The 12,261-nt window shown below is 73.7% G+C and carries 9 protein-coding genes; 2 read left to right on the top strand and 7 right to left on the bottom strand.

The genetic code is table 11. From position 1 onward, the window contains the following. Nucleotides 1-20: 20 nt before the first annotated feature. Nucleotides 21-2,231, top strand: a complete 2,211-nt coding sequence (locus tag AB0M95_RS04890; RefSeq protein WP_363759577.1) for a thiamine pyrophosphate-dependent enzyme — start codon at nt 21-23, stop codon at nt 2,229-2,231. 157 nt (nt 2,232-2,388) lie between these two features. Here the strand turns inward: AB0M95_RS04890 and AB0M95_RS04885 are convergent, their stop codons facing one another. The 3 genes from AB0M95_RS04885 to AB0M95_RS04875 all read right to left on the bottom strand — a co-directional run bounded on the left by AB0M95_RS04885 (nt 2,389) and on the right by AB0M95_RS04875 (nt 4,750). Next, nucleotides 2,389-2,958, bottom strand: a complete 570-nt coding sequence (locus AB0M95_RS04885) for a TIGR03086 family metal-binding protein (protein WP_363759574.1) — start codon at nt 2,956-2,958, stop codon at nt 2,389-2,391. Between the two features lie 68 nt (nt 2,959-3,026). After that, a complete protein-coding gene (locus tag AB0M95_RS04880; RefSeq protein WP_363759571.1) occupies nt 3,027-4,178 on the bottom strand; it encodes a magnesium and cobalt transport protein CorA in 1,152 nt (383 codons plus the stop codon). A 59-nt stretch (nt 4,179-4,237) separates the two neighbouring features. Further along, nucleotides 4,238-4,750 (bottom strand): nuclear transport factor 2 family protein, encoded by a 513-nt coding sequence (locus AB0M95_RS04875; RefSeq protein ID WP_358509535.1) that lies wholly within the window; start codon nt 4,748-4,750, stop codon nt 4,238-4,240. 494 nt (nt 4,751-5,244) lie between these two features. Here AB0M95_RS04875 and AB0M95_RS04870 point away from each other — a divergent pair, with 494 nt between their 5' ends. Beyond that, complete coding sequence (locus AB0M95_RS04870; RefSeq protein WP_358511327.1) at nt 5,245-5,910, top strand: M50 family metallopeptidase; 666 nt, start codon at nt 5,245-5,247, stop codon at nt 5,908-5,910. A 157-nt stretch (nt 5,911-6,067) separates the two neighbouring features. Here AB0M95_RS04870 and AB0M95_RS04865 read toward each other — a convergent pair whose 3' ends face one another. The 4 genes from AB0M95_RS04865 to AB0M95_RS04850 all read right to left on the bottom strand — a co-directional run bounded on the left by AB0M95_RS04865 (nt 6,068) and on the right by AB0M95_RS04850 (nt 12,221). Further along, a complete protein-coding gene (locus AB0M95_RS04865) occupies nt 6,068-8,158 on the bottom strand; it encodes a DUF3488 and transglutaminase-like domain-containing protein (RefSeq protein WP_363759568.1) in 2,091 nt (696 codons plus the stop codon). Nucleotides 8,159-8,319: 161 nt separating this feature from the next. Then, nucleotides 8,320-9,687: a DUF58 domain-containing protein gene (locus AB0M95_RS04860; RefSeq protein WP_363759565.1), complete on the bottom strand. Its 1,368-nt coding sequence runs from the start codon at nt 9,685-9,687 to the stop codon at nt 8,320-8,322. Between the two features lie 387 nt (nt 9,688-10,074). Next, nucleotides 10,075-11,916: an AAA family ATPase gene (locus tag AB0M95_RS04855; RefSeq protein WP_363759562.1), complete on the bottom strand. Its 1,842-nt coding sequence runs from the start codon at nt 11,914-11,916 to the stop codon at nt 10,075-10,077. Beyond that, nucleotides 11,913-12,221 carry a hypothetical protein gene (locus AB0M95_RS04850; RefSeq protein WP_363759559.1) on the bottom strand — a complete coding sequence of 103 codons (309 nt, stop codon included), beginning with the start codon at nt 12,219-12,221 and terminating at the stop codon, nt 11,913-11,915. Before AB0M95_RS04850 ends, AB0M95_RS04855 begins: the two co-directional genes overlap by 4 nt. Between the last annotated feature and the right edge of the window lie 40 nt (nt 12,222-12,261).

Here is a 12,261-nt window from a genome sequence, read left to right as displayed (position 1 = left end):
GGGGCGACATAATCTGCCTTGTGGGCCGAGACGCAGTAGAGACGCACTTCACCGAGTCGGTCGCCGCGCTCTCCCCGGGTACGCGACGCGATCCCGCCCTGCCCATACGACCGGGCACGACGCTGACGGGGGCGCGCTGCCGGGAGCTCTTCGAGATCCAGCTCACCAGCCGGCTGCTCGACATCGCCGCCCGGTGGCTGCGCGAGCAGGGCGAAGGGTTCTACACGATCGGCTCGGCCGGCCACGAGGGCAACGCGGCGGTCGCCGCGGCCGTGCGCGCCACCGACCCGGCGCTGCTGCACTACCGCTCCGGGGCGTTCTACCTGGCGCGGTCGGCGCAGGCGGGCCGTCTCGCCGAGGAGGGCCTGCGCGACGTCCTGCTCGGCCTGTCCGCCGCGGCCGAAGAGCCGATCTCCGGGGGCCGTCACAAGGTGTTCGGCCACCCCGACCTCGCGGTCATCCCGCAGACCTCGACGATCGCGAGCCATCTGCCGCGGGCGGTGGGGGTGGCGTTCGCCATCGAGCGGGCGCGCAAGATCGGCGTCGCCTCCGCCTGGCCCGCCGAGGCGATCGCGGTGTGCAGCTTCGGCGACGCCTCCGTCAACCACGCGAGCGCGCTGACCGGCTTCAACACGGCCGCCTACTGCGCCTACCAGGGCCTGCCGCTGCCCGTTCTGTTCGTCTGCGAGGACAACGGCATCGGCATCAGCGTCCGCACCCCGCCGGGGTGGGTGAAGGCGTCCGGCCATCCGCTGATCCCGAAGTTCCAGGCCGACGGCTGCGACCTGGCCGAGACCTACGACGCCGCCGTCCGGGCGGCCGAGCACGTGCGCACCCGCAGGTCGCCCGCCTTCCTCCACCTGCGCATGGTCCGGCTGATGGGCCACGCCGGGTCGGACGTCGAGTCGGCCTACCGCTCGCCGCGCGAGATCGCCGAGTCCCTGGCCCGCGACCCGCTGGTCGCCACGGCCAGGCTGCTGGTCGAGGCCGGGCTGACCGACCCGGAGGAACTGCTCGGGCGGTACGAGACGATCCGCGAGCACGTGCTGAAGCTCGCGCTGGAGTCCACCCGGCGGCCCCGGCTGCGCTCGGCGCGCGAGGTCATGGAGCCGCTGGCCCCCCGCCGCCCGTCCCTGGTCGCGGCGCAGGCGGCGCGGCTGCCGCGCGACCGCGCCGCGCTGTTCGGCGAGGCGCCGCCCGAGCACGAGGGCCCGCTCACCCTGGCCCGGTCGATCAACCGCACGCTCACCGAGATCCTCGCCGCCTACCCCGAGGCCGTGTTGTTCGGGGAGGATGTCGCGCGCAAGGGTGGCGTGTACGGCGTCACGCGCGGGCTGCTGAAGCGCTTCGGCGCGGCCCGAGTCTTCGACACCCCGCTGGACGAGCAGGCGCTGCTCGGCCTCGCGCTCGGCGCGGGCGCCTCGGGGCTGCTGCCGATCCCGGAGATCCAGTACCTCGCCTACCTGCACAACGCGCTGGACCAGATCCGCGGCGAGGCCGCCTCGCTGCGGTTCTTCTCCAAGGGCGCCTACCGCAACCCGATGGTGGTGCGGGTGGCCTCGTACGCCTACCAGAAGGGGTTCGGCGGCCACTTCCACAACGACAACTCGGTGGCGGCGCTGCGCGACATCCCCGGCCTGGTCATCGCCTCCCCCGCCCGGCCCGACGACGCCGCCGCGATGCTGCGCACCTGCGTGGCCGCGGCCAAGACCGACGGCGAGGTCTGCGTGTTCCTGGAGCCGATCGCGCTCTACGGCACCCGCGACCTGATGGACGAGGGCGACAACGGCTGGCTCACCCCGTACGCCCCGCCGTCGAGGTGGCCCGAGACGCACGTGCCGATCGGCCGGGCGCGCTCGTACGGCGACGGCCGCGACCTGACGATCGTGACGTTCGGCAACGGGCTGCGCATGAGCCTGCGCGCCGCGATCCGGCTGACGTCCGAGGGGTACGGCTGCCGCGTGCTGGACCTGCGGTGGCTGGCGCCCCTGCCGGTGGAGGACCTGATCCGCGGCGCCGAGCTGACGGGCCGGGTGCTCGTCGCCGACGAGACCCGCGGCTCGGGTGGCGTCTCGGAGGGGGTGCTGGCGGCGCTCGCCGACAACGGGTTCGGGGGGAAGGTCGCCCGGGTCACCTCCCGGGACAGCTTCATCCCGCTGGGCGACGCCGCCGCCCACGTCCTGCTCTCGGAGGCCGCGATCGAGGACGCCGCCCGCCGGCTACTGTCCTGACCGCCAGGGCGCCCGGGCACGCGGCGGCCGACCGCGCCGCGCTCGGCGTGGGCGGGGACGACCACCAGGGAGTACCGGTGCAGCCGGCCGACCAGCGCCACGCGTAGGCGGCGCAGGACCCGTACCGCCGCGCGCCGGAGCGCCCGACCACGGGGCGTCAGGGGCGGCGGCCGGTGAGGGCCAGGGCGCGGTCCTGCGGTCCCGCGTCGTCCGGCACGGGGACGGGCGGGGCGAACATCCCGCTCGCCGCCAGGGCGTCCTTCATCGGCGCCAGGTAGTCATAGACCTCGGCCATGAGCCCGGGGTCGATGCGGCTGTCCACGCCGAGGGCGCGGGCCAGGTCCCAGGCGTGGACGGCCAGGTCGCTGGTCATCTCCATGCAGTAGTGCCGGGCGCTCACCGTCCCGTAGGACAGGTGGACGTCGCGGTCCAGGGCCCCCGGCTCGGCGAAGGCGCCCTGCGCGGCGGCGCTCGCCTCCGTCCACCGCTCCACGGGGTCGTCGCCGAGCTGGTCGCCGTCGAAGCGGTCGCCGACCTCCTCCACGGTCTCGCCGGCCAGCAGCGGCGGCGCCCAGAGCTGCTCGGTCACCAGGTGGCCGACCAGGTCGCGGACGCTCCACTCCTCGCACGGCGTCGGAGCGTCCCACCCGTCCTCGCGGATCATCGCGACGCGCAGGCCGAACTCGTCCATCGCGACGGCGTGCAGTTCCAGGACACGATTCTCCATACCGGCGGACCTACCCCGTTCACCGGGGTTTACCGGCGTTTACGCGGTCCGGCCGGTAAGTTGACCGATCACAGCCAGTCGCGGCGTTTGAAGATCAGGTAGAGCGTGACGCAGACGGCCGCCATGAGCGCGACGGCGAAGGGGTAGCCGAGCCGCCACGTCAGCTCGGGCATGTCCTTGAAGTTCATGCCGTAGATCGTGCCGACGAGCGTGGGCGCGAACAGGATGGCCGCCCAGGAGGAGATGCGCTTGACCTCCTCGCTCTGGGCGTAGCTGGCCTGGGTGACGTTGCGGATCTCCTCGTTCTGCGCCTGGCTGACCAGTGTGGAGTTGACGATCAGGATGTCCTGGAGCATCTGGCGGAAGTTGTCCACCCGCTCCACCACGGTGATCGCGTGGTCGGCGACGTCGCGCAGGTAACGCTCGAGCTCGCCGTCCACGCCGTACTTGGAGGAGCCCGCGATCAGCCCGTTGAGCATGTCGAGCAGCGGCCGGGTGGCGCGCTGGAACTCGATCACCTCGCGGGACAGCGCGTAGATGCGCCGCGGCGCGGCCGGGTCGCCGCCGAACACCTGCACCTCGATCTCGTCGATGTCCTTCTGCAGGCCCGCCACCACCGGGGCGTACCCGTCGACGACCGCGTCCAGGATCGCGTACAGGACGGCCTGCGGGCCCTGGCGCAGCAGGTCGGGGTCGGTCTCCATGCGGCGGCGGACCTTGCTCAGGTCGGGGGCCTCGCTGTGGCGGACGGTGAGCACGAAGTCGGGCCCGACGAAGACGTGCAGCTCGCCGAACTCGACCTTCTCCGGCGAGTCGAGGTACTGGGCCGCGCGCAGCACGAGGAAGAGCGTGTCGCCGTACCGGTCGGCCTTCGGGCGCTGGTGGGCGACGATGGCGTCCTCGACGGCGAGCTCGTGCAGGTGGAACTCCTCGGCGACGTTGAGGATCTCGGCCTCCGCCGGGCGGTACAGGCCGATCCACGCCATGCTGCCCTCGTGCGAGCGCAGCGCCACGACGGCCTCGGCCAGCGACGGCGGGGTGGCCACGCGCTGGCCGTTCACGTAGACGGCGTTGTCGATCAGGCTCTGGTGCGAGGTCACCTCGCGTTCGGCCGCGCGGGGGTCCATGGAATGTTCCGGCGGCGCCTGCTCGTGCTCGCCGCCTCGCAGCGGCGGCACCCGCATGAGATCCCTCAGCCCGCGTACCCGACGCTCTGCCATGAAACCCTCCCCTCGGACGATGGGGACGCGCGGTCAAGCGACTCCGCCCGTGTCAGACCTTAACCTGATATGGGCGAAGTACTCCGCAGGTACTCCTCCAACCGCCCGCGGGCATGGTCACGTACCCCGCGCCGCAGGGCGGGAGTCCAGCCCAGCAGAACCCCGGCGGGGACGCCGAACGCCATCTTGCACCACCGGCGGAAGTCGAACACGTCGTGGTGGCGGACGATCAGCCCGTCCTCGAAGCGGAACTCCGCGTCCACCTCGTTGAGCACCCGCCGCCCGTTCTCGCGCAGGACGTACCGCGCCGTCCAGTGGGCCGCCCCGGTGTGCTCGCCCGCCACGATGTCGCGGGCCGACACCTCGACGTCACGGCTGCGGAGGATCATCAGCCGCCACATGCCGACCACGCGCTCACGCCCTTCGAGCTCCGGGTAGAGCGGGTCGCCGAAGCTGATATGCGGGTGGTAGCACCTCCCCATGGCGTCGTAGTCGCCGCGGGTGAAGGCGTCGAAGAAATCGTGCAGCAGTCTTTGGTGCTCCCGGCCGAGTGAGGCCGACGTAGGGCGCATTCCCCCAGCTTAAACGGCACTTCCCAGCAGCTTCAGCCCATTGTCCCAGCAGACGGCGCGCAGCCGGTCGTCGCCGAGGTCCAGCCGCGCGAGCCCGTGGAGCAGATGAGCGTAGGCGTAGGGGATGTCGGGGAAGTCCGAGCCGAGGACGATCTTCCCGGCGAGCCCGAGATCGCGCAGCGCCGGGCGCAGGCGCGCGGGGAACGGGCTCAGGGCCTCGCAGGACCGGTGCGCCGTTCGTTCTCAGGCCGTCCTCCCGCGCGTCCAGGGCGCCGCGTTCACCACGCCACCCGGGCGAATCATGCCCTAGCATCTCGGGCAAGAGCACAACCCCGCGACTTCCCGGCGATGCCCGGGGGATCGTGCGACGCCATGTCCGCGCGATTCCCGCCCGCGCCCACGACACGACGGCATGGCACCGGAGGTGCACCCTGCAGACGCTCAGCACGCTGCTGGCCAAGCTGGCCGACGTGCAACCGGGGCCGCCGTTCTGGATGACGGCCCTGGCCGCGCTCGTCGCCCTCGGCGTGGTCGTGTACCCGACCTCCTGGCACATCTCCCGGGGCCTGATCACCGTCGCGCACGAGGGCGGGCACGCGCTCGTGGCCCTGCTCACGCGGCGCAAGCTCCAGGGCATCCGCCTGCACTCCGACACCTCCGGCGTCACGCTCACCCGCGGGCGCCCCACCGGGCCGGGCATGATCTTCACGGCCGCCGCCGGGTACGTCGCCCCCTCGCTGCTCGGGCTGGGCGCCGCCTGGCTGGCCGCGGCCGGATACATCACGCTCCTGCTCTGGACGGTCCTGCTGCTGCTCGCGTGCATGCTGCTGATGATCCGCAACCTGTTCGGCGTGGTCTCGCTGCTCACCATCGGCGGAGCGGTGTTCGCGCTGACCTGGCTGGCCACGCCGGACATCCAGGCCATCGGCGCGCAACTCGCCGCGTGGTTCCTGCTGATCGGTGGCATCCGGCCGATCCTGGAGCTGCGCCGCAAGCGCCTTCAGGGCCGGGCGCCGGAGTCCGACGCCGACCAGCTCGCCCGCCTCACCCCGTTCCCGGGCGGCTTCTTCGTCTTCCTGTTCCTGCTGGTCTCCGCGGGCGCGCTCGTCGTGGGCGCGTACCTGCTCACGCCGTCCGACCTGCTGGCCCGGCTGAGCTGACCTCTCGATCGCCTCGTTGTCCCCTCGCCCCTCAGCGGGCGGCACCAGGATCTCCGGCGACGGGGACATATGGGGAGATTCGCGGTGGGACCACTCGATGACGCCCCCGGTTACCGCATCCTTGGCCAGGCGGGGCAGGGGGCTGCTTCGCCATCGTCTACCGCGCCCGGCAGGCGCCCAGGACACGGGGGTGGAGGCGACGGCCGAGCCGCCTGAGCGGCGGGGTGCCGCGCCGGACGAGCGCGCTCACCGCGTCCGCGTGGCGCCACGCGGTCTCGGGCGTGCCGGGGCCGACGTCCCGTCCGGCGAACTCGGCGTGGTTCACCAGCTCCGCCAGCGCCCCGATATGAGGTGATATTTCGGGCCCAACCCGGTCCAGCGCGCGCGCCGCGACCTCGGACGCCGTCAGCGCCGGCTCCCCCGCCAAGCCCAGGTCCTCGCGCACCTGCCGCCAGGCGCCCCTCACCCGCTCCGCCGGATCACCACGACGGCGGCGGCGCCGTCGCAGCAGCGGCACGGTCACGACGGCGAGGCCGTAGACCAGGACGGCCGCAGCGACCACCCCGGCGCCCACCACCAGGCCGGACGCCCAGGACGGCCGAGCGCCGTCCTCACGGGCGCGCGGCTTCGGCGGCGGCGTGGGCCGACTCGTGGGCGCGGCCTGGATCCGCTCGGCCAGGCGCTCGCGCTCCTTGACCTGCGTGCTGACGACGTCCTGCCCCGCCCGCGCGCCGCTGCGCTCGGGGGTCGGGTCGAACGCCGTCCACCCGAGGCCCCTGAACTCGATCTCCGGCCAGGCCAGCACGTCGCCCGAGGCCACGTGGTAGGCGCCGTCGGCGCCCGGCGTCCCGGGACGGAAACCCACCACCACGCGGCTCGGCAGGCCGAGCGTGCGGGCGAGCAGGGCGAACGACGCGGCGAACTGCTCGGACGTCCCCCGGTGCGTCGTGCGCAGGAAGTACTCCAGCACCGCCAGCGAATGGCCCGGCGGCGAGGTCACGTCGTACTTGTGCCGGGTGCGCAGGTAGTGCTCCAGCAGCGACGCCTGCTCGTACGGCGAGCGCGCGTTGCGGGTCACCCGCTCGGCCAGCGACCGGAACACCCCCACCTTCGGCGGCAGCGCGGGCGGCGCCCCCACGGGCGTGGCGTCCCGGCGGCGCTCGGCCGAAGGGACGGGAACGTGCGAGGTGACCCGGTACGTCCTGCCGGGCGAGCCTCCCGGGGCGGACAGCAGCGTGCCGGACTCGTCCACGGCGACGCCGATCCCCGACACCGAGACGGGACGGTCGGCGGCGGGGAGCCAGCCGCCGGGAAGCCCGTCCAGCGTGACCGTCTGCTCCACCGTCACGTACTCGCCGCGGTACGGCCCCGGCGGCACCGGACCGCCGGTCATGCGGTAGCGGGACGAGGACGTCCAGCGCACGCCGTCGTAGCGGTCGAGCACGGCCAGCCGCCAGTTCGCGGGGTGGGACGCACGCACGGTGAACATCGGCGTGGTCGGGACCTGCAGCCAGGCCGACACCCGGTCCAGCGGGCTCACGCCGTCGAACCGCGTCACCGGAGGCTCGTCGACGAGCGTCCGCGGGTCGTACGGCTCGCGCGCCACAGGCAGCGAGGGGGCCACGAGCACGCCCGCCAGGCCCAGCGCCGCCGCGACCGGGACCGCGGCGAGCGACCGCGGCAGACTCCGATCGCCGCGCACCACCGCCAGCGCCGCGACCAGCCCCAGCAGCACGCCCGCCACGGACATGACCGAGCCGGGCCCGTTCACGCCCACCGCCACGGCGACGGCGAACACCACGACGGCGGGCAGCGCGGGCAGGACCCGCGACCGCGAGCGCAGCGCCAGTTCGGCGCCCGCGGCCCCGGCCAGCCACACCAGCAGGTGCACCACGACCAGCAGCGCGGGCTCCGCCGGTGCCGGGAGGATCGTCGTCAGCAGGGTACGCCAGGAGTTCAGCAGCGCCTCGGCGACGGCCGAGGCGGTCGCGGGGGACGGCAGGAAGCCGGCCACGGCCGTGGCGTGGAACAGCGTCGCCGACACCGTGAGCAGCCACACCACCAGGTGCGCCGCCAGGGACCGCCACAGCGGCCCCCGCCTGCAGAGCGCCGCCAGCAGCACCGGCACCACGGCGGCCACTCCGGCCACCGGGGCCAGGGCCCTCGGCTCGAATACCCGCAGAAACCCGAGTCCCGCCACCGCGGCCATCGCCGCGACCACCACCAGCGCCCCGACGACCTCCGCCATGCCCCCACGTCCCGGCTGACGCGGATCATCCCCTGCGGGGGACGTCTCCCCATGTGTCCTCGTGGACGCCCCTCTTTCTGGGGCGAAGCCGGGTGAATCCGGGTGGGCGCCGCGATCCACGCCGTGCGGGGATCCGTAAGGCGAGGAAGGCAAGGTGGTGGTCATCGGGCGACTCCCGTCCAGACGACGGCGAGCGTCTCCAGGTCCGGGACGTCCAGGACCGTCACGCCGGGCACGGACACCGGGCCGCCGGACGGGGCGACGCGCAGGCAGACCGTGCGCTCGTGGCGGCGGCGCGCGGCGGCGACCCCGGCGACGGCGGACGGATCACCGGTGACGACGACCAGCGAACCGCCGGGACGCGCGAGCCGCACCGGGTCGGTGCCGGGGTCGTCGCCGAGCCCGACCAGGGCGAGGGCGTCCAGCACCGCCTCGACGTCGCCCGCCCCGCCCCTCAGGTCGAGCAGGACCCGCTCGCCCGTGACCACGCGCACCGGGAACCCCGCCCTCGCGGCCCCCACCGCGACGGACGCGGCGACGTCCACGGCCAGCTCGAACCAGGCCCTGGCCACCGGCCCGGCCTCGGATCCGACCCCGATCCTGGACGCCGGCCCCGCCCCGGACCCGGTCGCGGACGACGCGGACCTCGCCCCGGACACGGCCCTGGACACGGCCCTGGACACGGAGCCCGCCGCCCCCTCGATCCCCGACGCGGACCCCGCTGCCGCCGCGGCCCTGGACCACGCTTCGGCGGAGAACGCGCGGGTGTCCAGCGCGACCGTCGTGACGGGCAGGCTCGCGTCCACGAGCCTGCGGACCATCAACGTGCCCGTGCGCGCGGTCGAACGCCAGTGGACGTGCCGCATGTCGTCGCCGGGGACGTACTCGCGCAGCGTTTGGAACGTCGCGGTCCCACTCGGGGCGCGGTCCCCGCTCGGGCCCTCCAGGTGCGGGGCCCGCCCGGACGGCAGCACGCCGAGCGGCACGACACGCGGCCGCACCAGCAGGCGGGCCCGCTCGCCGTACTCGGTCACGTTGCGCGTCAGGCCGAACGGGTCCTCCCGCACGACCGCCAGCGGGCCGACCTCGATCTCCCCGCGCGTGTCCGTGGGGAGGGTGTAGGAGACGACGCGCGCGCGGCCGCCGCGCAGGGTGGGCAGCTCCACGACGTGCTCGGCCGCGCCGACCCGGTCGCGGGCGCGCAGGCCCGCCGGCGCGAGCCGTCCCTGGTTGTGGACACGGAGCACGGCGACGGCCGCATCGCCCCGTGAGACCTTCAGCGGCGTCACCTCGCGGCCGACGTCCAGCCTGGCGCGGGGCAACGTCCACAACAGCGCGACGATCAGGCCGATCACGCCCCCGGACGCCAGCACGACCGTCTCCCGGTACCCCAGCGCGAACGCCGCCGCGTACAGCAGGACAGAACCGGCCAGCACACCCTTCCCCGCCCGCGTCAGCACCGCCCCCGTCGCCCGTCCCACGCCGTCGCCGGCGTCGGCCGGGGAGGCAGTGGCATTGGGAGGAGTCACGACATCGGCAGACCTTCCCGGTGCGGGGCCGTCTGCCCGGCGGCGGCGACCCGCCATCACGATCCCCCACCCCTCGGACCGGCCGATCGGCCGGACGAACCCGATCCGTCACGCCCCGGCGGACGAACCCCGCCCACCCGGCCCGCCATCACGGCCTGGATTGCCGTGGACAGACAGGAGTATCCCGCCGCCATCCCGGCGGCACTCCCCCGTCCCTGGACGATCCCCGCCGTGGCCCGGCCCCGGGGCGACTTCGGAACCGGCGCCCCTCCACGTCCACACAGCGTCGTCGCCACGGCGAGCCTCCTGCACGTCAGCGAGGGACGACGCGGCGGGACGGCATGGCGAAGGGCTCTGGGCGGCCGGTCGGGGGGCGTCGGCACGAGATCAGACTCCCGCGAGTGCCTGGGGGCCGGGCGTCGTCGCGAGGGTGTCGGCGACGATCGCCATCGCGGTGCGGTCGCGCAGCTCGGCTTCGGCCGTGAGCAGGAGCCTGTGGGCCAGGACCGGCACCGCCAGCGCCTTGACGTCCTCGGGGACGACGTAGTGCCGCCCGGCCGCCGCCGCCCTCACCTTGCACGCGCGCAGCAGCGCGAGACTGGCCCGGGGGCTCGCGCCCAGCCGCACCTCGGGCGAGCGCCGCGTGGCGCCCACCACCGCCACGATGTAGTCGTAGATGGAGTCGGCGACGTGGATGCGCGCCGCGAAGTCGATCATCCCGGCGACGTCGGCCGCGCGCGCGATGAGCGGCAGGCGCTCCACCTGCGGGCCGGTGGGCATGCCCTTGAGCACCTCCACCTCGGACGCGTGATCGGGGTAGCCCACCGCTACGCGCATGAGGAAGCGGTCGAGCTGCGCCTCGGGCAGCGGGTAGGTGCCGTCCATGTCCACCGGGTTCTGGGTGGCCAGGACCATGAACGGGCGCGGCACGGGGTGGGACTCCGCGTCGACCGTGACGCGTCGTTCCTCCATGACCTCCAGCAACGCGGCCTGCGTCTTGGGCGACGCGCGGTTGATCTCGTCGGCGAGGACCAGGTTGGCGAAGACCGGACCCCAGTGGAACGCGAAGCTCTGGCTCGCCTGGTCGAAGATGGACACGCCGGTGATGTCGGACGGCAGCAGGTCGGGGGTGAACTGCACCCGGCGCACCTCGGCCTGGATGCTCGCCGCGAGGCTACGGGCGAGCGTGGTCTTGCCCGTCCCCGGCACGTCCTCGATCAGCACGTGGCCTTCGCAGAACAGGCAGATCAGCACGAGCTCGACGATCTCCCGCTTGCCCCGGATGACCTGCTCCATGTTCGCGGCGAGCGCCTGGAACCGCTGCTGAAACTGCAGCGCCAGCCCCGCCATGTCAAGGTCATCCTGCCCGACCTGCCCGATCGGCCCGACCTGACTGCTCAGACTGCTCAGACTGCTCTGACCGCCCAGTCCGACCTGACCACTCTGACCAGCCTGACCACCTTGCCCGATCGGCCCGACCTGACTCCCCGGGATCTGCCCGACCTGACCAGCTTGACCGCCCTGGACCTGACCGGCCAAAACGGCCTGCCCAGACTGCCCCACCAAACCACCTGGGGTCTGAGCAGGCTGACCGCTCAGCCCGATCTGGTTCGCCTGCGCGTCCTGACCGATCGAATTCGGCTGACCGATCAGGTCAAGCTGACCGCCATGCCCGGAGTGGCCGCCGTGCGTGCCCCCGGGAGCGCCGTGGCGGGAGCCCCTGTCCTCCTCGCCCACCTGGTACGGCGCCGCCACAAGATCGGCGACCCCCATCCCGCCGTACCCGGCCCCCAGAGCGCCTCCCTGGCCCGGAAGCCCCGCGCCGCCGTACCCGGCCGCCTGGCCGGGGATGATCATGCTCGGGTCGGCCTCGACGGGTGCGCCGTACGGCACCGGCCGGCCGACATGCTCCGGGAGATACGGACGGCCCGGGTACCCCGCGCTCGCGTAGTCCGGGTTTCCGTACCGGGCACCGGAAGGCTCGGAGGTCCCGTACCGCGCGTCGGAAGGCTCGGCGTTTCGGTACTGGGCACCGGAAGGCTCGATGTTCCCGTACTGCGTGCTGGAAGGCTCGGCGCCGTACGGGCCGCCGGTGTACGGCCGGTCGTCGGTGCGGGCGCCGGCCTGCGCGGCTCCGCCCGGTGGCGGGCCGCCGTAGGGCTGGTCCACAGGAGCGCGTGGGTCGGCCGGTGGCCGCGCGTGGTCACCGTGCCGCGGTGTGTGGCTCACGACGTCGCTCCCCCTGATCGGTCGTCGCATTGGTACAACGGCGCGGCGGGGAATCCGCCGCGCGGTGTCTTCATCAGCGTGTCGCTGAGGTACGCGACGCCGCCGTTCCACTCGATGCGGTCCCAGACGCTGGTCTCCCCCGACTCGGTGTGCGAGCTCCACAGCCATGCGCCGATGTCGGCGAGCTTCGGGCCGGCGCTGGACACGCCCACGCCGACCAGGGCGGCCGTGACCCCGAGCGCGCCGACGACGACCGCCGCGATCACCCCCGTGAGCCGGTCGCCGCGCGGCTTTGCGACGTTCATCCCCGTGCTCTCCCCAACTGATCGAACCTGTCCCGCCGTA

Origin of the sequence: Sphaerisporangium sp. NPDC051017, from assembly GCF_040683095.1 — a bacterium.
Taxonomy (GTDB): domain Bacteria; phylum Actinomycetota; class Actinomycetes; order Streptosporangiales; family Streptosporangiaceae; genus Sphaerisporangium.
Note: the sequence above shows the minus strand (reverse complement) of the source record. Positions and strands in the feature narration are given on the sequence as shown.

Coding starts and splice junctions, on each gene's coding strand:
- AB0M95_RS04885 (WP_363759574.1), bottom strand. CDS start 2,958: ATGGAGAATCGTGTCCTGGAACTGCACGCCGTCGCGATGGACGAGTTC.
- AB0M95_RS04880 (WP_363759571.1), bottom strand. CDS start 4,178: ATGGCAGAGCGTCGGGTACGCGGGCTGAGGGATCTCATGCGGGTGCCG.
- AB0M95_RS04875 (WP_358509535.1), bottom strand. CDS start 4,750: ATGCGCCCTACGTCGGCCTCACTCGGCCGGGAGCACCAAAGACTGCTG.
- AB0M95_RS04870 (WP_358511327.1), top strand. CDS start 5,245: ATGACGGCCCTGGCCGCGCTCGTCGCCCTCGGCGTGGTCGTGTACCCG.
- AB0M95_RS04865 (WP_363759568.1), bottom strand. CDS start 8,158: ATGGCGGAGGTCGTCGGGGCGCTGGTGGTGGTCGCGGCGATGGCCGCG.
- AB0M95_RS04850 (WP_363759559.1), bottom strand. CDS start 12,221: ATGAACGTCGCAAAGCCGCGCGGCGACCGGCTCACGGGGGTGATCGCG.